Raw genomic sequence first — 19,748 nt, forward strand, 5'->3', positions numbered from 1 at the left:
CCCGCCCCGGTGATCCGGGGCGGGCCGTCGTCGTGCGCGGGGCTCAGCTGGGGAAGGGCTCCACCTTGACGACGGTGACGTCGATGGTGCTGCCGTTCGGCGCCGCGTAGGACGCGGTCTCGCCGGTCTTCTTGCCGAGGATGGCCGAGCCCAGCGGGGACTGCGGGCTGTAGACGTTGGTCTCGACGCTGTCGTCGAGGCCCAGCAGCTCGCGGGAGCCGAGGACGAAGGTGTCGGTGTCGGACTCGTCGCCGTCGAAGGCGATGGTCACCTGGGTGCCGGGGGCCACCTCGTCGCTGTCGCCGGGGGAGTCCCCGACCTGCGCGCGGCGCAGCATGTCGGTGAGCTGGCGGATCCGGGCCTCCTGGACCCCCTGCTCCTCGCGGGCGGCGTGGTACCCGCCGTTCTCGCGCAGGTCGCCCTCCTCGCGGGCCCGGGCGATCTTCTGGGAGACCTCGGCGCGGCCCTCGGTCGAGAGGTGGTCGAGCTCACCCTGGAGCTTGTCGTACGCCTCCTGGGTCAACCAGATCGTGTGGGTCGCGGTTTCTGACATCCCGGCAGTCTAGCCACCGACACGTCGTGGCGTCAGGCTCCGCGACGGCCTCAGCCGACCTGGCAGCCGCTCACCGAGGCCGACGTCGCCCGCCGCAGCGTGGTGAGCTCCAGCGGGATGTTGGCCAGCGCGACGGTGCTCGAGGGGACCGCCACCTCCTGCTCGGCGACCGGCTGGAAGTCCGGCGACTGGGCGATCACCCGGCAGGTGGCGGGCACGGACGGGTCCTCGCGCTGCACCGTCATCGTCACCCGGATGGTGGTGTCGGAGACGACGGTGAAGGCGGAGACCTGCGCGCTGACCGCGGGCGTCGCGTGCACCAGGCCGGCCCAGACCAGCCAGCCGAGCCCCAGGGCGGTGCCGGCGGCGACCAGCCCGACCAGGACCCCGCGCGGCACCCGCGGCGGCGGGTAGCGGCGGGCGAGGCGGTCGGCGGCGTCGGTCACCGACCCATCATGCCCGCCCGCCCGGCACCTCCCGGGCGACGTCGTCTCGGTCCCGGAGCGCCCCCGCGACGCCCGGCGGGCTCGTGGCAGCATGACGCCATGACCCCTCCCGCGCTCCGCGTGGACGCGGCCGGCGAGCGCCTGCGCCTGCTGCACGTGCACGCCCACCCCGACGACGAGTCCAGCAAGGGTGCCGCCACCACCGCCCGCTACGTGGCCGAGGGCGTCGACGTCGTCGTCGCCACCTGCACGGGCGGCGAGCGCGGCTCGATCCTCAACCCCGCCATGGACCGCCCGGACGTGCTGGCCAACATCGCCAGCATCCGCCGCGAGGAGATGGACCGCGCCCGCGCGATCCTCGGCATCACCCAGGTCTGGCTCGGCTGGGTCGACTCGGGCCTGCCCGAGGGCGACCCGCTGCCGCCGCTGCCCGAGGGCTGCTTCGGCCTGATGGACGTCGACGAGGCCGCGCTGCCGCTGGTCCGGCTCATCCGCGAGCTGCGCCCCCACGTGCTGACGACCTACGACGAGAACGGGGGCTACCCGCACCCCGACCACATCATGTGCCACAAGATCAGCGTCGCGGCCGCCACCACGGCCGCCGACCCGACGGCGCACCCGGAGCTGGGCCCGGCCTGGCAGGTGCAGAAGCTGTACTACCAGCTGAGCTTCAACCGGCAGCGGATCGAGGCGCTGGACGCGGCGATGACCGCCCGCGGGCTGGAGTCGCCCTACCGGGAGCGGCTCGCGGAGTGGACGCCCGACCCCGACCACGAGGCCCGGCTGACGACGAAGGTGCCGTGCGCGGAGTACTTCGCCGTCCGCGACCGCGCGCTGCTGGCCCACGCCACCCAGGTCGACCCGGAGGGGCCCTGGTTTAGCGTCCCGCTCGCGGTGCACGAGCAGGCCTGGCCGACCGAGGACTGGCAGCTGGTGCGCAGCGAGGTGCCGACCGAGCTGCCCGAGGACGACCTCTTCGCCGGCATCGCCGTGCCCGCCGCCGACGCCGGGGCCGTGCCGGCCGCCGCGGGTACAGTGCAGGGGTGACGACGACGAGGGGAGCAGCCCGGTGATGATCCTGCTCGAGCTCGACCCCAACGTCGTCAAGCCCGGCTGGACGCCGCTGCTGATCATCATCGGCATCGCGCTGGTCATGGTGCTGCTGTTCCGCAGCATGCGCCGCCAGTTCCGCCGGGTCGACGACAACTTCCCCGAGCCCCCCGCGCCGGTCGGCGCCGAGCCGCAGGACGCGGCCGGGGAGCCGGGCGCCACGCCCGCTCCCGGGACCACCGACGGCGCCCCGGCGCCGGACGGACCGGACCACGCCCCCGTGCCGCCCGACGGCCCCGCCCGCCGGAGCTGACCGACTCGTTGCCCGGCTGAGCCGCGGGCGCGCTCAGCGCAGCGGGACGGGATGCCGACGAGTTGCAGGAACCCCGCTGCCGTGACTGCGGACCGCTGATATCTGACACGTCGTCGACGCCCGGAGCGCGCAGGACCGGCGTGTCGCAGCCCCAGCGGTCACGACATGTCGGATCTCAGCGACCGGTGTTCGTGACGCGAGGTCTTCCCGGCACGACGCCGCCCGCGGCCCCCGGCGGGTGAGGGCGGGCCCGTCCGGGTAGTGGGGGAGGAGCCCGGTGCGCGCTCCCCGGGGAACGGGGTGCCACCCTCGGGGACCAGCGCTCCACCCGCCCGACCCACCGAAGGAGCGCCGCGGATGAACCGCCTGCAGCACGCCACCAGCCCGTACCTCCTCCAGCACGCCGACAACCCCGTCGACTGGTTCGAGTGGGGGCAGGAGGCCTTCGCCCGGGCGCTGATGACCGACCGGCCCATCCTGCTGAGCATCGGCTACGCGGCCTGCCACTGGTGCCACGTGATGGCCCACGAGTCGTTCGAGGACCCCGACGTCGCCGCCCTGGTCAACGCCCAGTTCGTCGCGGTGAAGGTGGACCGGGAGGAGCGCCCCGACGTCGACGCCGTCTACATGCAGGCCACCCAGGCGCTGACCGGCCACGGCGGCTGGCCGATGACGGTCTTCCTCACCCCCGACCGGCAGCCGTTCTACGCCGGCACCTACTTCCCGCCCACCCCGCGGCACGGGCTGCCCTCGTTCGGGCAGCTGCTGGAGGCCCTGGGGACGGCCTGGCGGGAGCGGCGGGCCGAGGTGCTGACCAGCGCGGGCAGCATCGTCGAGCAGCTGGCCGAGCGCGCCGTCACCGCCCTGCCCGGCGAGGTGGGCCCCGACGACCTCGAGCACGCCGTGGCCGCGCTGCGGCGTGACTTCGACCCGCTGCGGGCCGGCTTCGGCGGTGCCCCCAAGTTCCCGCCGTCGATGGTGCTGGAGGCGCTGCTGCGCGAGGGCGGCGAGGACGCAGCGCTGATGGTCCGGCAGACCCTCGACGCGATGGCCCGCGGCGGGATCTACGACCAGCTGGGCGGCGGCTTCGCCCGGTACAGCGTCGACGCCGCCTGGGTGGTGCCGCACTTCGAGAAGATGCTCTACGACAACGCCCTGCTGCTGGGCGTCTACACCCACGCCTGGCGCCGGACGGGCTCGGCGCTCGCCGCCCGGGTCGTCGAGGAGACCGTCGGCTGGCTCGTGCGCGAGATGCGGACCGACGAGGGCGGCTTCGCGGCCAGCCTGGACGCCGACTCCGCCGACGCGTCCGGCGCGATGGAGGAGGGGACCTACTACGTCTGGACCCCGGATGAGCTGCGCGCGGTGCTCGGCGAGGAGGACGGCCGCTGGGCCGCGGAGGCGCTGGGCGTGAGCGCCGAGGGCACCTTCGAGCACGGCGCGTCCACCCTGCAGCGGCTCGCCGAGCCGGACCCGGAGCGCTGGGGCCGGGTCCGGCCCGCGCTGCTGGCCGCCCGCCAGGAGCGCCCGCGACCCGGCCGCGACGACAAGGTGGTGGCGGCCTGGAACGGCTGGCTGGTGGACTCCCTGGTCCAGGCGGCCACGGCCTTCGACCGGCCGGACTGGCTGGAGCACGCCCGGGCGGCGGCCGCGCTGGTCTGGGACCTGCACCGCCGCGACGGGCGGCTGCGGCGCACCTCCCGGCTGGGCGTCGTCGGGACGGCGCCGGGCATCCTCGAGGACTATGCGGCGCTGGCCCTGGCCGCCACCCGGCTGGCGGCGGCGCTGGGCGACACGACCTGGCTGGACCGGGCCCGGGAGCTGCTGGAGGACGTGCTGGCGCTCTTCGACGACGCGGGTGCCGGCTTCTTCGACACCGCCGCCGACGCCGAGCAGCTGTTCGCGCGGCCGCAGGACCCCACCGACAACGCGACGCCCTCGGGCCTCAGCACCGCGGTGCACGCCCTGCGGCTGTTCGCGGAGCTGACGGGGGAGGACCGCTGGGCCGAGCGGGCCGACCGCGCGGCCGCGTCGGCCGGCGGGCTGGTGCGGCAGGCGCCCCGGTTCGCGGGCTGGCTGCTGGCCGACGCCGTCTCCCGGCTGCGGTCCGCGCCGGTGCAGGTGGCGGTCGTCGGCCCCGCCGGGCCGGAGCGGGACGCCCTCGCCACGACGGCCCACCGCGCGGCGCCGGCGGGCTCGGTGGTGGTCGCCGGGACCGGGGACGACGCGGGCTTCGCGCTGCTCGCGGACCGGACGGCCCGGGACGGCCGCCCGACCGCCTACGTCTGCCGCCACTTCGTGTGCCGGCTGCCCGTGACCAGCGCCGAGGAGCTCCGCGCGCAGCTGGTGGGCTGAGCGCGGCCGCGCCGCTCAGCGGGCGGCGTAGGTGAGCAGCGAGATCGCCACGTAGTGGCTGGCGAAGCCCAGCACCGTGCCGGCGTGGAAGATCTCGTGGAAGCCGAACCAGCCGGGGGAGGGGTCGGGGCGCTTGCGGGCGTAGACCACCGCGCCGCCGGTGTAGAACAGCCCGCCCAGCAGGATGAGCAGCAGCACCGTGAGCCCGCCCGAGGCGTAGAACGCGCCCATCCAGCCGACGGCGGCCCAGCCCATGACGATGTAGAGCGCGGTGTAGAGCCAGCGCGGGGCGTCGAGCCAGAAGAGCCGGAAGAACAGCCCGCCCAGCGCCGCGCCCCAGATGAGGGCGAGCAGCAGGACCCGCGAGCCCCCGTCCAGCATCAGCAGCGCCATCGGGGTGTAGCTGGCGGCGATGAAGACGTAGATGTTGGCGTGGTCGAGGCGCCGCATGACGGCCTCGCCGCGGACGCCCCAGGTGCGCCGGTGGTAGAGCCCGCTGGTGCCGAACAGCAGCACCGACGCCGCGAGGAACACCGCGCCGCCGGCCTTGCCGGCCGTGGTGGGGGCCAGCACCACGAGCACGACGCCGGCGGCCAGCGCCAGCGGGGCGGTGCAGGCGTGCAGCCAGCCCCGCAGCCGCGGCTTGACCTGGTCCAGCACGGGCGCGACGGGCTCAGGGGCGGTGGGCTCAGGGGCGGCGCCCTCCGGGGCGGGCGGGCGCGGGTGCAGGCGGCGCGCGCCGCCTCCGGCGTCAGAGGTCACGCAGGAAGCCTACGACGCCAGGTTACGGAACCGTAGGTTTCCGCTGGCCGTCCGTCCGGCCTGACGCCGCCGCGTCCCGACCCACCGTCGCGCCGACCCGGCGACGCGGCGGGCCGGGCGTCCCCGGGCGGACAGCGGCGGCGGTTACGCTGGCGGGCGTGGCTCGCCTGGACCGGTTGCGCGAGTTCGTGGACCGGCTGCACCCCTCCGGCCTCCTCTACGCCACCTACGAGCACCGGCTGGTGGCCGAGCTGGACCGCAGCCAGCTGCCCCAGCACGTCGCCGTCCTCGCCGACGGCAACCGCCGGTGGGCCCGCGACAACGCCCCGGGGCAGCCGCTGGTGGCCGGCTACCGGGCCGGGGCGGAGAAGCTCAAGGAGTTCGTCGAGTGGTGCGACGAGATCGGCATCCCCGTCGTCACGCTGTGGGTGCTCTCCACCGACAACTTCTCCCGCAGCAGCGCCGAGGAGCTGGAGCCGCTGCTCGAGGTCATCGAGGGCATGGTCACCGACCTCGCGGAGACGGGGCGCTGGCGGCTGCACCCCTTCGGTGCGCTGGACCTGCTGCCCGACAGCACGGCCGAGCTGCTGCGGGCCGCCGAGCGCGGCACGGCGGAGCTGCCCGGGATGGTCGTCAACATCGCCGTCTCCTACGGCGGCCGGCACGAGCTGCGCGACGCCGTCCGCTCCCTGCTGGCCCAGCACGCACGCAACGGCACCCCGATCGAGGAGCTGGCCCGCACCCTCGACATCGAGCACATCGCCGAGCACCTCTACACCAAGGGCCAGCCCGACCCGGACCTCATCATCCGGACCTCGGGCGAGCAGCGGCTGTCCGGCTTCTTGATGTGGCAGTCGGCGCACAGCGAGTTCTACTTCTGCGAGGCCCTGTGGCCCGACTTCCGCAAGGTCGACTTCATCCGCGCCCTGCGCTCCTACGGCGAGCGCGAGCGACGCTTCGGGCGCTGACCCCGCCCCGCTCAGCCGGTCCGCAGCGCCACCTGCAGCACCGCGGCACCGGGCGGCAGGCCCAGGTCGGGCCGGGTCGTCGTGCCGGTCGTCGCGTCGAGGACGAACAGCTGGCCGTCGTCCACCCCGACCAGCCGGTCCCGGGCCGGCACCCACACCGCGACGCCGGACACGTCGGGCGTGGGGGCCCGGACCACCATCTGCTTGACCACCCGGTCGGTGTCGAGGTCCAGCACCACCGCCCGGGTCTGCCCGTCGGGGGCGTCGTCGCCGTTCACCGTGGAGGCGACGTAGCGGCCGTCGGCCGAGACGGTCCCGCCCCCGGGCAGCTGGAGGTCGGTGTCCCCCAGCACCGGCCGTGACGTCCGCCGGGCGCGGTCGTAGCGGACCAGGGTGACGACCCCGCAGTCGTCGAAGCGCGCGCAGGTGGCCAGCAGGTGCTGGTGGGGCCCGGTGGCGAGGGCCGTGCCGATGGCCAGCCGCCGCCAGCGGTCGTCGACCCGCTCCCAGAGGCCGCCGGCGTCGACCAGCAGCAGGCCGCCGCTGCCGTCGGCCAGGAAGTAGCCGTTCTCCCGCACCGAGGTCCCGGTCGGCGTGCCGTCGAAGGAGGTGAGGGCGAAGCTGGAGCTGCGGCCGTCCAGCAGCTCGCTCACCCAGATCCGGCCGTCCGACGCGGGCAGCACCTGGGCCGCGCCGCCCAGCAGGCCGTCCAGAGGCCGGGCGGCGTCGTCGTCGGGGACCAGCCAGCCCGTGCTGCCGTCGGCGGGCCGGACGAGGACGCCGGCGGCCCCCGCCACGAAGCTGACCGGCGCCGCGCCCGGCACCGGGGCCGGGGTCGCCGTCACCCGGCCGGTGGCCAGGTCGACGCGGAAGACGGTGTCGGCGGTCCGGGCGAACAGGGCGCCCCCGCCGAGCCCGGCCGGGACCGGGCCCGCCGTGCGCAGCACCACGGGAGGCCCCGGGGTCGCGGCGGTGGTGGCGCCCGGCGCGGTGGGCGCGGACGAGGGCGCGGGCTGCGGGGCCGAGGACGGTGCCGTCCGGTCCACGACCACGGCGACGGCGACGACGGCGAGGGCCAGCAGGAGGACCAGCACGGCCCGTCGCGGACCCGACGACCAGCGCGGGCCGCCGGTGTCCAGCACCTCCGCCGTCGGCCGGGCCGGGTCCTCGGGCACCGGCTCAGGCCTGCTCGGCCAGCAGGTCGCGGACGGCGGCGACCCCGGTCGCCACCTCGGCGAAGGAGGTGCTGAGCGGGCTCAGGCCCAGCCGGAGGCCCTGCGGCGAGCGGAAGTCCGGGATGACGCCCTGCGCCCACAGCCGCGGCGTCAGCGCGCGGAAGGCCGGGTGCTCCAGCGTCAGGTGCGCCCCGCGGCGCGCCGGGTCCGCGGGGCTGGCCAGCACGACGCCGAGCGGGGCCAGCTGCTCCCGCGCGAGGTCGGCCGCGAAGGCGGTCAGCAGCGCGGACTTGGTCCGGACGGCGGGCATCCCCACCTCCTCCAGCAGGTCGAGCATGTCCTGCAGGGCCAGCATCGACAGCACCGGCGGCGTGCCGCTGAGCACCCGGCGGATGCCCGGCGCCGGGGTGTAGCCGGCGGCCATCGCGAACGGGTCGGCCCGGCCCAGCCAGCCCTGCACCGGCTGGCGGAAGGCGTCGAGGTGCCGGGCGGCGACGTAGGCGAAGGCCGGCGCCCCGGGGCCGCCGTTGAGGTACTTGTAGGTGCAGCCAACGGCGAGGTCGACCTCCCAGGCGTCCAGCTCCACCGGCACCGACGCGACGGCGTGCGAGAGGTCCCACAGCACCAGGGCGCCGGCGTCGTGGACGAGCCGGGTCAGCTCCCGGGCCGGGGCGAGGTGGCCGGAGCGGTAGGCGACGTGGCTGAGCACCACCAGGGCGGTGCGCTCCGACATTGCCGGGGCCAGGTCGGCCGGCTCCACCCCGGCGGCCGGGTCGGACTCGACCCAGCGCACGGTGAGCCCGCGCTCGGCGGCGACGCCCTCGACCACGTAGCGGTCGGTGGGGAAGTTGTCGGTGTCGACGACGAGCTCGTCGCGGCCCGGCCGCAGGTCGACGGCGGCCCGGACCAGCTTGTAGAGCAGCACGGTCGTGGAGTCCCCGACGACGGTCTGGCCGGCCGCTGCGCCGAGGCAGGTCCGCCCGATCCGGTCGCCGACGTGCAGCGGCAGGTCGAGCCAGCCCTCGTCCCAGCCGCGGATCAGCCGGCCGGCCCACTGCGTGCGGACGAAGTCGTCGAGCCGGGCGGCCGAGGCGGCCAGCGGCCGGCCGAGGGAGTTGCCGTCGAGGTAGGCCAGCACGTCGTCGTCCGGGCCGGTGAGGAACTTCTCCCGGTGAGCGCGCAGCGGGTCGGCGGCGTCGAGCTCGGCGGCGCGCGCCGCCGGGGCGGGCGTCGCCCGGAGGGCCTGGTCACCGGTCACGCCCGCCACCGTACGGCCTGGGGCGGCACCGTCCCGTGGGCTCGTCGGACCGGGGCGCTACCTTGAGCCTGACCGCGGCCGGACCGACCACCTGCCGGCGCGGCCGCGACCGGCGCCGAGGCCGTCGCCGACCTGGTCGGGGGAGAGCTGCCGTGGGCATCACAGACGTCGCCGTCGTCGGAGCGGGCTACATGGGGGGCGGCATCGCCCAGGTGCTGGCGATGGCCGGTTTCCGGGTCGCCATCACCGACGCCGACGCCGACACCACCCTCCGGCACCGCGACCGGCTGTACGCCGAGGCGGCCGAGTTCGAGCGGGAGGGCCTGTTCGACCCGGGCTCGGCGGCGCTGGTCGAGGCCAACCTGCGGGCCGCGAGCAGCCTGGCCGACGCCGTCGAGGGCGCTGACTTCGTCGAGGAGGCCGTCCTCGAGGTGACCGAGGTGAAGGGCCCGGTGCTCCGCGACATCGAGGCCGTCGCCCGGCCCGGCACCGTCATCGGCAGCAACACCTCGACGCTCCCGATCGGCAGCCTGGCGGCGTACCTCAGCCGGCCGGCCCAGTTCCTCGGCGTCCACTTCTCCAACCCGGCGCCCTTCATCCCGGGCGTCGAGCTGATCGCGCACGCGGGCACGGAGGAGGCGGCCGTCGTCGCGTCCGAGGAGGTCGTCGCGGCCACCGGCAAGCTCAGCGCCCGGGTCAGCGACCAGGCCGGCTTCGTGCTCAACCGGCTGCAGTACGTGCTGCTGCGGGAGGCCGTCAACCTCGTCGAGGAGGGCGTGGCCACCGCCGAGGACGTCGACACGATCGTCCGGACGACCTTCGGCTACCGGCTGCCCTTCTTCGGGCCCTTCGCCATCGCCGACATGGCGGGCCTCGACGTCTACGCCGCGGGCTTCAAGACGCTCTCGGAGCACTACGGCGAGCGGCTGGCCACGCCGGCGATGCTCACCGAGCTCGTCGAGGCCGGCAAGTACGGCGTCAAGAAGGACGGCGGCTTCGTCACCCCGGCCGGCGACCAGGCGCCGCTGGTCGCCTACCGCAACCGCGCCTACGCGCGGCTCGGCCAGCTGCTGCGCGAGCTCGGCCCCGCGCCCCGCTGACCGCGGCCCGTCCCGGCCCACCCGACCCACCCCGAGGAGACCCGATGACGAGCGCGCCCGACCCCTCCACCTGGACCGCCGAGACCTGGCCCGTCGCGGCCGCGATGCTGGCCTTCGGCGGCACCGACTCCCGCGGCGGCCCGATCCAGGACGCCGACCCGGAGGAGTGGCTGCGCCAGCTCCGGCTGGTCCGGCGGATGGGCTTCACCGAGGTGGACCCGACCGACACGTGGGTGCGGGTGGGCGACCTGGACGACGCCCGGCTGGAGGACTTCCGCGCCGTGCTGGCCGATGCCGGGCTGACCATCCCCGCGGTCTCCACCTCCCGGCGCAGCGTGATGGACCCCGAGCGCGGCGAGGAATACCTCGCCTACAGCCACCGGCTGCTGGACCGGGCGGCCGCGCTGGACGTGCCGGTCGTGAGCTTCGGCTTCTTCCAGGCCTTCACCCCGGCGCAGGAGAAGGCCCTGTGGTTCTGGCTGGAGCCGGGCTGGCAGGACGACGAGTCGCCCGAGGTGCGGGCGCTGGCTGCCTCCCGGATCCGCGAGCTCGCCGGGCACGCGGCGGCCAACGGGCAGCAGATCACCCTCGAGATGTACGAGGACACCTACGTCGGCACCTGCGACTCGGCCGTCGCCTTCCTGGCCGAGGTCGACCACCCGGCGTGCGGCCTCAATCCCGACATCGGCAACTTCATCCGCCTGCACCGCCCGATCGAGCCGGTCCCGCAGATGCTGGAGAAGGTGCTGCCGCACGCGAACTACTGGCACGTGAAGAACTACCTGCGCGACGAGGACCCGGCCAGCGGCACGGTGACGACGTTCCCGGTGCCGATGGACATGGGGCTGATCAACTACCGGACGGCCATCGCGCGGGCGCTGGAGCTGGGGTTCCGCGGCGCCTTCCTCTGCGAGCACTACGGCAGCGACAGCCTCGGGGTGATCGCGAAGAACAAGACCTACGTCCGCGAGGTGCTCGCCACCCTGCTCGACTGAGGGCGGCCCGACCGCACCGCACCGGCCGGCCGGCCGGCCGGTCAGGTCAGGGCGCCCGCCACCACGGCGGCCAGCTCGGCGGCGTCCGGGCCCTCGTCGAACGCCGGCCGCCAGCCGCTGGCGTACACCGCGCGAGCCCGCTCCCGGACCGGGTCGAGCACCTCGGGCCCGGCCAGCATCGCCGCGTAGGGGCCGACGGCCGCCCCGATGGCCGGGTCGACCGCCGCCGCGGCCATCACCAGGTCCGAGGGCAGCGGACCGTCGAGGTCGACGTCCTCGCCGCGCCACCGGCGGCGCAGGCCGTCGTCCATCACCGCGTGGTCCTCGACCCAGGGCCGCACGCGGGCGTCGCACCAGGCGTCGAAGGCGTGGCCGAGGGCGTCGACGTCGCGCCCGTGCTCGTCGACGAGGGCGAGCAGCTGCTGGGCCTGCAGCAGGCTCAGCGTGACGCCGCGGCCGAAGTTCGGGGTGGTGGTGCCGACGGCGTCGCCCACCAGCACCAGGCCGGGGAGCGCCAGCCGGCCGTCGGGGTGGGTCTGCGGCCGGTAGTGGTTGAACAGCCGGCCGCCGGGCAGCACGTCGGTGAGCGGCCGGGAGCGCTCCGGGTCGGTCCAGGTGTCGAGGCCGGGGACCGCCCGGCACGCCGCCTCGAACGCGGCCGCGTGCCGCAGCCCGAGCAGCGCGCGGGTCGCCGTCGGGCGCAGCAGCACCACCGAGAAGATGCCCCGCTCGTGCGGGAAGAGGATCACCTGGTAGCCGTCGAGGTCGGCCTGCCAGGCCATCGGGTTGGTCAACGGCCCCGGGCCGGCTCCCGGACGCAGCTGGTACTGCCGGTCGACGTAGGCGATGCCGCAGTCCCCGCCCGCGGTCGGGGCCGGGCGGACGGCTGCGGTGGCCCGGCCGGAGCGGCCCGCCGCGTCGAGCACCAGGTCAGCGGCGACGGTCGTCCCGTCGACGGCGAGGCCCGCGGCCCGGCCGTCCTCGACGAGGACGGCGTCCACGTGCCCGGGTCGGAAGTCGACGCCCGGCTCGGCCAGCGCGGCGGCCCGCAGCGCCGTCTCGAAGGTCTCCCGCCGCGACAGCACGGTCATCAGCCGCCGGCTGCCGTCCGGGAGGGTGACGAAGGTGGGCTCGGCCCCGGCCTCGTCCCACCGGGCGGCGGCCCCGGGGAGCTCGGCCTCCAGCGCGGTCCGGCAGGGGGCGCGGAAGGCGTGGGCGTGGTGGAACTGCATGACCCCGCGGCGGGGCCAGCGGCCGTCCGCGCCGGGGCCGGTGTCCCGGTCGACGACGGTGACGGCGTGCCCGCGGCGGGCGAGCCCGCCGGCGAGGAACAGCCCGGTGGGTCCTGCCCCGATGATCCCGACCCTCATGTCCGCCCCGGTCCTCCGGCGTCCCTGCCGGACCTGGCCGACGATCCTCCGGGGCCCGGAGCGGGTCAAGGGTGTTTCCCGTCCAGGGCCAGGGGCTCGGCCGGGAGGGGAGCCGGCGGGCGTGGCGGCCGCCGCCCGCCTCGGGACCGCCACGCGCCGGAGCGGCCGGGGCCTCAGGGGGCCCCGGCCGCGGTCCGTGTCAGGCGTGCGCGCTGCGGCGGCCGCCCACCCGGGTCCAGATGAGCAGGACGATGACGGCGCCGATGACCGAGCCGATGATCCCGGCCGGCTGCAGCAGGCCGCTGCCGGAGTCCTGGCCGAAGAGCAGGTAGCCGAGGAAGCCGCCGACGAACGAGCCGACGATCCCCAGCAGGATCGTCATCGGGATCGAGAGGCCCTGCCGGCCGGGCACCAGCAGGCGTGCGAGCGCGCCGGCGATGAGGCCGACGACGATGATGCTCAGGATGAGTCCCAGCATGATGTGCCCTTCTGTCGGGTACGTGGGTCACGTACCGGGGCGGCCCGGGGGGTCCGGGCCGGCGGGGCGGAAGCCCTGCACTCCTCAATCAACCACCCCTGGGGCGGGTGCGGTACACCCCTAGGTGGGTTACTGTCGGCCCGTGAACCCGCCGCCCGCCCCGATCACCGTCGCCCTGGTCGACGACTACGACGTCGTCGTCATCGGCGTCGCGCACATCCTCGAGCAGTACCGGGGGCGCGTGGTGATCGCCGAGCTGGACACCAACAAGGGCCTCCACGACGACGTCGACATCGTGCTCTACGACTCCTTCGCCCAGCCCGAGGCCGACCACGAGGAGATCCGGGTCCTGGTGGCGAACCCGCGGGCCCGGCACGTGGTCGTCTACACCTGGAACTTCCACCCCGACCTGGTCGCGACCGCGCGGGAGGCGGGTGTGCACGGGTACCTCTCGAAGGCCCTGCCGGCCCGCGAGCTCGTCGACGCGCTCGAGCGGGTGCACGCCGGCGAGCAGGTGTTCACCGAGGCGCCGGGCCGGGCGCGCGCCGTCAGCGGCCTCAACTGGCCGGGGCGCACCGAGGGCCTGACCGACCGCGAGGCCGAGATCCTCGCGCTGATCACCCAGGGCAAGAACAACGCCGAGGTGGCCGCGCTCACCTACCTCAGCCCCAACACGGTGAAGTCCTACATCCGGACGGTCTACCGCAAGATCGGCGCCGGCAGCCGGACGCAGGCGGTGCTGTGGGGCGTCGGGCACGGCTTCACGCCCGACCACCACCGCATCGACCACTGGCGCGGCGGCCCCTGAGCCGGACGACGAGCCCGTCGCCCGGGTCCGGGTCAGCCGTCGAGCCGGAAGGCCAGCCGGGTCTGCCAGCGGCTCATGTCGGGCTCGACGGCGGGGTCGGTCTCCATCCACTCCAGCCGGCTGCCCCACACCTCGCCGTCCTCGCCGGGCCGCACGTCGAAGGCGAGGCCCTGCGCCGCGGTCCAGGCCAGCAGCTCACCCGTCACCCGGACCAGGTCGGCGGGGTGGCCGACGTAGGTCGTCGTCACGTAGCGGCCGGCCGGCAGCACGCCCGGGCGGACCTCGCCCTCGCCGTCGAGCACGTCGGCGGTCGGGACGCCGGCCTCCATCACCAGCCGGCGGTCCATGTCGATGACGCGGTAGCGGAAGAAGGGCGGGCCGGCCGGCTCGACGCCCTGGCCGGCGAGCCAGCCCTCGACCTCGCCGAAGCGGTCGGCGAGGGCCGGGATCGTCTCCATGGTGACCTCGCCGGTGACGGCGACGTAGGGCTGGGGGCCCTCCTCGACGACGGCGAACACGGACTCAGGGGTGCGGGTCTGCTCCATGCCCGCTCAGACCGCGGCCGCCCGGGGAACTCATCGGCCGGCGGCCGGTGGAGCCCGCGCGTCGCGCGGGCCGACGGCCGCCGACGGGCGGGCGTCGGGCAGGTTTCGGTCACGTGAAGGAGCGGCGTGGCGCGGGAGGAGGGGTGCGCGCCGGTCGTAGCGTCCCGGGTACGGGCCGTGGGGAAGCGGCCCGTGCGGGAGGCGATGCATGCACCGTCGCACGACGGGCACGACGACCGGGCCGGCCACGGCCCGGGGACGGCTCCGGCTCACCACGTGACCGTGGGGCCGGACGCGGACCCGCGTGCGGCCCTCAGAAGGGCAGACCCGTGTCAGAGACCTCGCGCCGCACCTACGTCGTGGACACCTCCGTGCTGCTGAGCGACCCGCACGCCCTGCGGCGCTTCGCCGAGCACGACGTCATCCTCCCCGTCGTGGTGATCACCGAGCTGGAGGCGAAACGCCACCACGCCGAGCTGGGCTACTTCGCCCGGACCGCGCTGCGGTACCTGGACGACCTGCGGCTCAGCGCCGGCCGGCTGGACGCGCCGCTGCCCGTCAACGACCTCGGCGGCACGGTGCACGTCGAGCTCAACCACACCGACCCGAGGGCGCTGCCCGACGGCTTCCGGCTGGGGGACGACGACTCGCGGATCCTGGCGGTCGCCCTCAACTTCGCCGCCGAGGGGCGCGACGTCACCCTGGTCTCCAAGGACCTGCCGATGCGGGTCAAGGCCTCGGCCGTCGGCCTGCGGGCCGAGGAGTACCGCGCCGAGCTGGCCGTCTCGACCGAGTGGACCGGGATGACCGAGGTGGAGGTCGAGCCCGGCCAGGTGTCCGACCTCTACGACGCCGGCGTCGTGGACCTCGAGGAGGCCCGCGACCTGCCCTGCCACACCGGGGTGGTGCTGCTGAGCAGCAGCGGGTCGGCTCTGGCCCGGGTGACGCCGGGCAAGCAGCTGCGGCTGGTCAAGGACCGCGACGCCTTCGGCCTGCACGGCCGCTCCGCCGAGCAGCGGGTGGCCCTGGACCTGCTGCTGGACCCGTCCGTCGGGATCGTCTCCCTGGGCGGCCGGGCCGGCACGGGCAAGTCGGCCCTGGCGCTCTGCGCCGGGCTGGAGGCGGTGCTCGAGCGGCGCCAGCACGCCAAGGTGGTCGTCTTCCGCCCGCTCTACGCCGTCGGGGGCCAGGAGCTCGGCTACCTGCCCGGCAGCGAGGGCGAGAAGATGGCGCCCTGGGCCCAGGCCGTGTTCGACACCCTGGGGGCGGTCGCCTCGAAGGAGGTGGTCGAGGAGGTCGTCGAGCGCGGGCTGCTCGAGGTGCTGCCGCTCACCCACATCCGCGGCCGCTCCCTGCACGACGCCTTCGTCATCGTCGACGAGGCCCAGTCGCTGGAGCGCAACGTGCTGCTCACCGTGCTCAGCCGGATCGGGCAGGACTCGCGAGTGGTCCTCACCCACGACGTGGCCCAGCGCGACAACCTCCGGGTCGGCCGCCACGACGGCGTGGTCGCCGTCGTCGAGAAGCTCAAGGGCCACCCGCTGTTCGCCCACGTGACGCTGCACCGGTCCGAGCGCTCGCCGATCGCCGCCCTGGTCACCGAGATGCTGGAGGACATCCCGGTCTGATCACGGTCGGGCAACGGTCACCCTGCCCACCGCCGAACATTTCATCTCGGTAACGGTGGTGTGGCAGGGTGTCCACCGTGCGTCGTCTCGTCCAACATGCCGCCCTCGGGGTGGCCGGCACCGCCCTGGCCGTCACCGCGGCCGTCGCCGGCCTCGGCAGCCCGGCCGTGAGCGGGACCGCGATCGCGGTCCCCGCGCCGGTCACCGCCCCCGCGGCCGACCCGGCGTCCGTCGCCTCCGAGCGCGCCACCCGCGAGGCCGCCGCCACCCGGAGCGCCGAGCGGCAGCGTCTCGAGGCCGCCGTCGGGCAGGCCGTCCAGCGCAGCGCGACGCTCAGCGCCCAGCAGCAGGCCGTCGCCGAGAAGCAGACCGCCCTCGCGGCCGAGCGCGCGGCCGCCGCGGCGCAGCGCAAGGCGGAGAAGGCGCAGGCGAAGGCGGAGGCGGCCCGCGCGGAGAAGAAGGCGAGAGCGGCGGCGAAGGCCGAGGCCAGAGCCGAGGAGAAGGCGGACGCGGCCCGCGAGAAGGCCGAGGCCGAGGCCGCGGAGGAGGCCCGGCGGGAACGCGTCAAGGAGCAGGGCTACGAGCCGGGCACCACCGACCCCCGCGCGATGGCCCGGCAGATCCTGCAGAACCGGTTCGGCTACGGCGCCGACCAGTACAGCTGCTTCGACAACATCATCTCGCGCGAGAGCAGCTGGCGGGTGGACGCCACCAACGCCAGCTCCGGCGCCTACGGCCTCGCGCAGGCCCTGCCCGGCTCCAAGATGGCCAGCGTCGCCGGCGACTGGCGGACCAACCCCGCGACCCAGATCATCTGGGCCGTCGGCTACATGGACGACCGCTACGGCAGCCCCTGCCAGGCTTGGGGCTTCTGGAGCGCGAACAACTGGTACTGAGTTGTTTGTCCTCGCTCCGCGCTGCGTTGTCTGTCCTCGCTCCGCTCGGGCGCGGCCCGCGCTCTGATCCTCCGAGGTTCGTTCGTCGCCGCGGAGACGAAGAGCGTGTCTCCGCGGCTCCTCCTCACCTCGCAGGCGCGCGGGCCGGCGGGGGTCGGCAACTGCTGAGGGGTCGTCGGCGATGGCCGGCTCCCGGTGCGGGCTGTCAGCGGTTCCTGAGCAGCCGATCACTTCGAGGGTCTTCGGGGGTCTGAGTTGCAGCGTCGGTGCGGTGCCGGCGTCGAGAGGAGCTCCGCCATGTCGTCCGTGCTCAACCCCTACGTCAACCTCCGCGGCCGCGCCCGGGAGGCCCTGGAGTTCTACCAGGGCGTCTTCGGCGGGGAGGTCGCCGTCTCCACCTTCGGCGAGTTCGGGATGGAGGGCCCGCAGGCCGACCAGGTCATGCACGGGCAGCTGGACACGCCGAAGGGGTTCACCCTGATGGTCTCCGACGCCCCCGAGGGCATGCCGGGCAGCGAGGGCTCGAACATCACCATCTGCCTCAGCGGCGACGACGTCGACGACCTCACCGGCTACTTCCACGGGCTGGCCGAGGGCGGGCAGGTCACCACCCCGCTGGAGGAGCAGATGTGGGGCGACCACTACGGCGCCCTCACCGACCGCTTCGGGGTGGACTGGATGGCCAACATCGCCACCCCGAAGGCCTGACCGCCCGCCCGGTCCCGAGCGGGCGGCTGCCTCAGACCGACGGCCGCGTCATCGAGAGGACGTCGAGGGCGGCGTCCAGCTGGTCCTCGGTGAGCCGGCCCTCGGTGACGTAGCCGCGCTCGAGGACGACCTCGCGGATCGTCTTGCCCTCCTTGAGCGCCGCCTTGGCGACGGCGGCCGCGTTCTCGTAGCCGATGTACTTGTTCAGCGGCGTGACGATCGAGGGCGAGGACTCGGCCAGGAAGCGGCAGTGCTCGACGTTGGCCGTGATGCCGTCGACGCAGCGGTCGGCGAACAGCCGGCTGACGTTGGCCAGCAGGCGGACCGACTCGAGCAGGTTGCGCGCCATCACCGGCAGCATGACGTTCAGCTCGAAGGCGCCGGACGCACCGGAGAAGGCGACGGCCGCGTCGTTGCCGATGACCTGGGCGCAGACCTGGGTCATCGCCTCCGACAGCACGGGGTTCACCTTGCCCGGCATGATCGAGGACCCCGGCTGCAGGTCGGGCAGCGCGATCTCGCCCAGCCCGGCGCGCGGGCCCGAGCCCATCCAGCGGATGTCGTTGGCGATCTTGTTGAGCCCGACGGCGATGGTCCGCAGCGCCCCCGAGGCCTCGACGAGCGCGTCGCGCGCCCCCTGGGCCTCGAAGTGGTTGCGGGCCTCGGTGAGCGGGAGGCCCGTCTGCTCGGCGATGATGCCGATCACCGACGCCGCGAAGCCGGGCGGGGTGTTGATCCCGGTCCCGACGGCGGTGCCGCCCAGCGGCAGCTCGGCGACCCGGGGGAGGACGGCCTGGACGCGCTCGACCCCGTAGCGGACCTGCGCGGCGTAGCCGCCGAACTCCTGACCCAGCGTGACCGGGGTGGCGTCCATCAGGTGCGTCCGGCCGCTCTTGACGACCTCGGCGAACTCCGTGGCCTTGGCCTCCAGCGAGCGCTCGAGGTGCTGCAGCGCGGGGACGAGGTCCTGCACCAGGCTCTGGGTGGCGGCGATGTGGATCGCGCTCGGGAAGACGTCGTTGCTGGACTGCGAGGCGTTGACGTGGTCGTTGGGGTGCACGCCGTCCGGCACCTGCGGGGAGGCGAGCGAGGCGATGACCTCGTTGGTGTTCATGTTGCTGGACGTCCCCGAGCCGGTCTGGAAGACGTCGATCGGGAACTCGGCGTCGTGGGCACCGGAGGCGACCGCGGCCGCGGCCTCGACGATGGCGGCCGCCCGCTCGTCGCTGATCACGCCGAGCCGGGCGTTGGTCAGCGCCGCCGCCCCCTTGATCTGCCCCAGCGCGGCGATCAGCGCCGGGTCGATCGGGACGCCCGAGATCGGGAAGTTCTCCACCGCGCGCTGGGTCTGCGCCTTCCACAGGGCCCGGGCGGGGACCCGGACCTCACCCATGGTGTCGTGCTCGGTCCGGAAGTCCTCAGCCATGCGCACATTCTGGCCTAGCGCGCCGCCCCGCCTCCACCTGGACCCGGCGCGGCCACCGGTGGACGGGTGAGGGTCAGCACCACGTAGGAGAACCGCCGGCCCTCCCGCTCGACGGCGCAGCGGTGCTCCCGGGCGGTCCCGTCGAGGCGGTGCAGCCGCGCCAGCAGCTCCGGCGCCGGGCCCTGGCACCACAGGGCCAGCACACCGCCCGGCGTCAGCGCGGCCTGCGCCGCCGCCAGCGTCGCGTCCTCGTACAGGCCGGCGTTGCCGCTGTGGATGAGGAAGTCGGGGCCGTTGTCGACGTCGAGCAGGACCGCGTCCCACGGGCCGGCAGCGGGGCCGTGCCCGGTGAGGGCGGCCGCGACGTCGCCGACGTGCAGCCGGGTGCGCGGGTCGCGCGCCACGCGCCCCAGCAGGGGCGTCACCTCCTGCCGCGCCCAGCCGACCAGGTGGGGGTCGAGCTCGACGACGTCGACGCGCTCCGGTCCCGGCTGCCGGTCCAGCACGGCCGCCGCGGTGTAGCCCAGCCCGAGCCCGCCGACGAGCACCGCACCCCGGGCCGCGCGGGCGAACCCGGCGAGCTCGCGCTCGCTGGTCGTCTCGGTGCTGTCCATCGCGAAGACCCCGTTGACGACGAGCTCGTGCACCACCGTGCCGTCGGCCCGGCGCCGCTCCCGCAGCAGCGTCTCGCCGCGGCCACCGCTGGCGCGGCCCAGGGTGCGCAGCTCGTCCACGACGGCCATCATGCCCGATCCGCTCCGCAGAATTCCGGCACCGGGCGGTTTCTGCGTGATCCGTGATATCTCGCCACAGCAACCACCCGGGCGCTATTCCTCCTGCGTCCGCGCAATTCCCCAGCGTGCGCTCGCGGTCGTCGGGATTCGGCCCCTCGAGCACGTTTCTACGTCATTCTT

At 75.0% G+C, this 19,748-nt stretch carries 20 protein-coding genes; 10 read left to right on the forward strand and 10 right to left on the reverse strand.

The features are described from left to right. Positions 1-43: 43 nt before the first annotated feature. On the reverse strand, positions 44-553 hold the full coding sequence (gene greA, locus JOF54_RS15420; RefSeq protein WP_210057422.1) for a transcription elongation factor GreA: 510 nt from the start codon (positions 551-553) through the stop codon (positions 44-46). A gap of 50 nt (positions 554-603) precedes the next feature. Beyond that, a complete protein-coding gene (locus JOF54_RS15425; RefSeq protein ID WP_210057424.1) occupies positions 604-999 on the reverse strand; it encodes a DUF4307 domain-containing protein in 396 nt (131 codons plus the stop codon). Between the two features lie 99 nt (positions 1,000-1,098). Between JOF54_RS15425 and mca the strand changes: the two genes are divergently transcribed. From mca to JOF54_RS15440, 3 genes are all read left to right on the forward strand, one after another. After that, on the forward strand, positions 1,099-2,046 hold the full coding sequence (mca, locus tag JOF54_RS15430; protein ID WP_210057426.1) for a mycothiol conjugate amidase Mca: 948 nt from the start codon (positions 1,099-1,101) through the stop codon (positions 2,044-2,046). 25 nt (positions 2,047-2,071) lie between these two features. Continuing rightward, positions 2,072-2,362, forward strand: a complete 291-nt coding sequence (locus JOF54_RS15435; protein ID WP_210057428.1) for a hypothetical protein — start codon at positions 2,072-2,074, stop codon at positions 2,360-2,362. Positions 2,363-2,719: 357 nt separating this feature from the next. Next, the gene (locus tag JOF54_RS15440; RefSeq protein WP_210057430.1) at positions 2,720-4,717 is read left to right on the forward strand and encodes a thioredoxin domain-containing protein; all 1,998 of its coding nucleotides are present in this window, start codon (positions 2,720-2,722) and stop codon (positions 4,715-4,717) included. Between the two features lie 15 nt (positions 4,718-4,732). Here the strand turns inward: JOF54_RS15440 and trhA are convergent, their stop codons facing one another. Continuing rightward, the gene (gene trhA, locus JOF54_RS15445) at positions 4,733-5,479 is read right to left on the reverse strand and encodes a PAQR family membrane homeostasis protein TrhA (RefSeq protein ID WP_307804232.1); all 747 of its coding nucleotides are present in this window, start codon (positions 5,477-5,479) and stop codon (positions 4,733-4,735) included. A 158-nt stretch (positions 5,480-5,637) separates the two neighbouring features. On the opposite strand from trhA, the gene JOF54_RS15450 reads away from it, so the two are divergent. Beyond that, positions 5,638-6,447 (forward strand): isoprenyl transferase, encoded by an 810-nt coding sequence (locus tag JOF54_RS15450; RefSeq protein ID WP_372443494.1) that lies wholly within the window; start codon positions 5,638-5,640, stop codon positions 6,445-6,447. Positions 6,448-6,458: 11 nt separating this feature from the next. On the opposite strand, the gene JOF54_RS15455 is transcribed toward JOF54_RS15450, so the two are convergent. Together JOF54_RS15455 and JOF54_RS15460 are read right to left on the reverse strand one after the other, a co-directional pair. Further along, on the reverse strand, positions 6,459-7,622 hold the full coding sequence (locus JOF54_RS15455; protein ID WP_210057432.1) for an NHL repeat-containing protein: 1,164 nt from the start codon (positions 7,620-7,622) through the stop codon (positions 6,459-6,461). A gap of 4 nt (positions 7,623-7,626) precedes the next feature. Then, positions 7,627-8,880: a kynureninase gene (locus JOF54_RS15460; RefSeq protein WP_210057434.1), complete on the reverse strand. Its 1,254-nt coding sequence runs from the start codon at positions 8,878-8,880 to the stop codon at positions 7,627-7,629. Between the two features lie 152 nt (positions 8,881-9,032). Between JOF54_RS15460 and JOF54_RS15465 the strand changes: the two genes are divergently transcribed. Continuing rightward, the gene (locus JOF54_RS15465; protein WP_307804233.1) at positions 9,033-9,980 is read left to right on the forward strand and encodes a 3-hydroxyacyl-CoA dehydrogenase family protein; all 948 of its coding nucleotides are present in this window, start codon (positions 9,033-9,035) and stop codon (positions 9,978-9,980) included. A 44-nt stretch (positions 9,981-10,024) separates the two neighbouring features. Then, positions 10,025-10,975, forward strand: a complete 951-nt coding sequence (locus JOF54_RS15470) for a sugar phosphate isomerase/epimerase family protein (RefSeq protein WP_210057436.1) — start codon at positions 10,025-10,027, stop codon at positions 10,973-10,975. 41 nt (positions 10,976-11,016) lie between these two features. On the opposite strand, the gene JOF54_RS15475 is transcribed toward JOF54_RS15470, so the two are convergent. Continuing rightward, positions 11,017-12,345, reverse strand: a complete 1,329-nt coding sequence (locus tag JOF54_RS15475) for an FAD-dependent oxidoreductase (RefSeq protein ID WP_210057438.1) — start codon at positions 12,343-12,345, stop codon at positions 11,017-11,019. A gap of 199 nt (positions 12,346-12,544) precedes the next feature. Then, complete coding sequence (locus tag JOF54_RS15480; protein WP_210057441.1) at positions 12,545-12,823, reverse strand: GlsB/YeaQ/YmgE family stress response membrane protein; 279 nt, start codon at positions 12,821-12,823, stop codon at positions 12,545-12,547. Between the two features lie 142 nt (positions 12,824-12,965). Between JOF54_RS15480 and JOF54_RS15485 the strand changes: the two genes are divergently transcribed. Continuing rightward, a complete protein-coding gene (locus JOF54_RS15485) occupies positions 12,966-13,631 on the forward strand; it encodes a response regulator transcription factor (protein ID WP_210057444.1) in 666 nt (221 codons plus the stop codon). A 32-nt stretch (positions 13,632-13,663) separates the two neighbouring features. Here JOF54_RS15485 and JOF54_RS15490 read toward each other — a convergent pair whose 3' ends face one another. Beyond that, positions 13,664-14,176, reverse strand: a complete 513-nt coding sequence (locus tag JOF54_RS15490) for a GyrI-like domain-containing protein (protein ID WP_210057447.1) — start codon at positions 14,174-14,176, stop codon at positions 13,664-13,666. A 329-nt stretch (positions 14,177-14,505) separates the two neighbouring features. On the opposite strand from JOF54_RS15490, the gene phoH2 reads away from it, so the two are divergent. The 3 genes from phoH2 to JOF54_RS15505 all read left to right on the forward strand — a co-directional run bounded on the left by phoH2 (position 14,506) and on the right by JOF54_RS15505 (position 17,408). Further along, on the forward strand, positions 14,506-15,804 hold the full coding sequence (phoH2, locus tag JOF54_RS15495) for an RNA 5'-3' helicase PhoH2 (protein ID WP_210057449.1): 1,299 nt from the start codon (positions 14,506-14,508) through the stop codon (positions 15,802-15,804). A gap of 77 nt (positions 15,805-15,881) precedes the next feature. After that, entirely contained in the window at positions 15,882-16,700 is an 819-nt protein-coding gene (locus JOF54_RS15500; RefSeq protein WP_307804234.1) for an aggregation-promoting factor C-terminal-like domain-containing protein, read from the forward strand. Positions 16,701-16,997: 297 nt separating this feature from the next. Further along, positions 16,998-17,408, forward strand: coding sequence for a VOC family protein (locus JOF54_RS15505; protein WP_210057451.1), 411 nt, complete (start codon positions 16,998-17,000; stop codon positions 17,406-17,408). Between the two features lie 31 nt (positions 17,409-17,439). Here the strand turns inward: JOF54_RS15505 and JOF54_RS15510 are convergent, their stop codons facing one another. Beyond that, a complete protein-coding gene (locus tag JOF54_RS15510) occupies positions 17,440-18,834 on the reverse strand; it encodes a class II fumarate hydratase (RefSeq protein ID WP_210057453.1) in 1,395 nt (464 codons plus the stop codon). 14 nt (positions 18,835-18,848) lie between these two features. Next, a complete protein-coding gene (locus JOF54_RS15515) occupies positions 18,849-19,580 on the reverse strand; it encodes a polyamine aminopropyltransferase (RefSeq protein ID WP_210057455.1) in 732 nt (243 codons plus the stop codon). Positions 19,581-19,748 lie beyond the last annotated feature (168 nt).

It is taken from the genome of Microlunatus capsulatus (assembly GCF_017876495.1).
GTDB classification, from domain to species: Bacteria; Actinomycetota; Actinomycetes; order Propionibacteriales; family Propionibacteriaceae; genus Microlunatus; species Microlunatus capsulatus.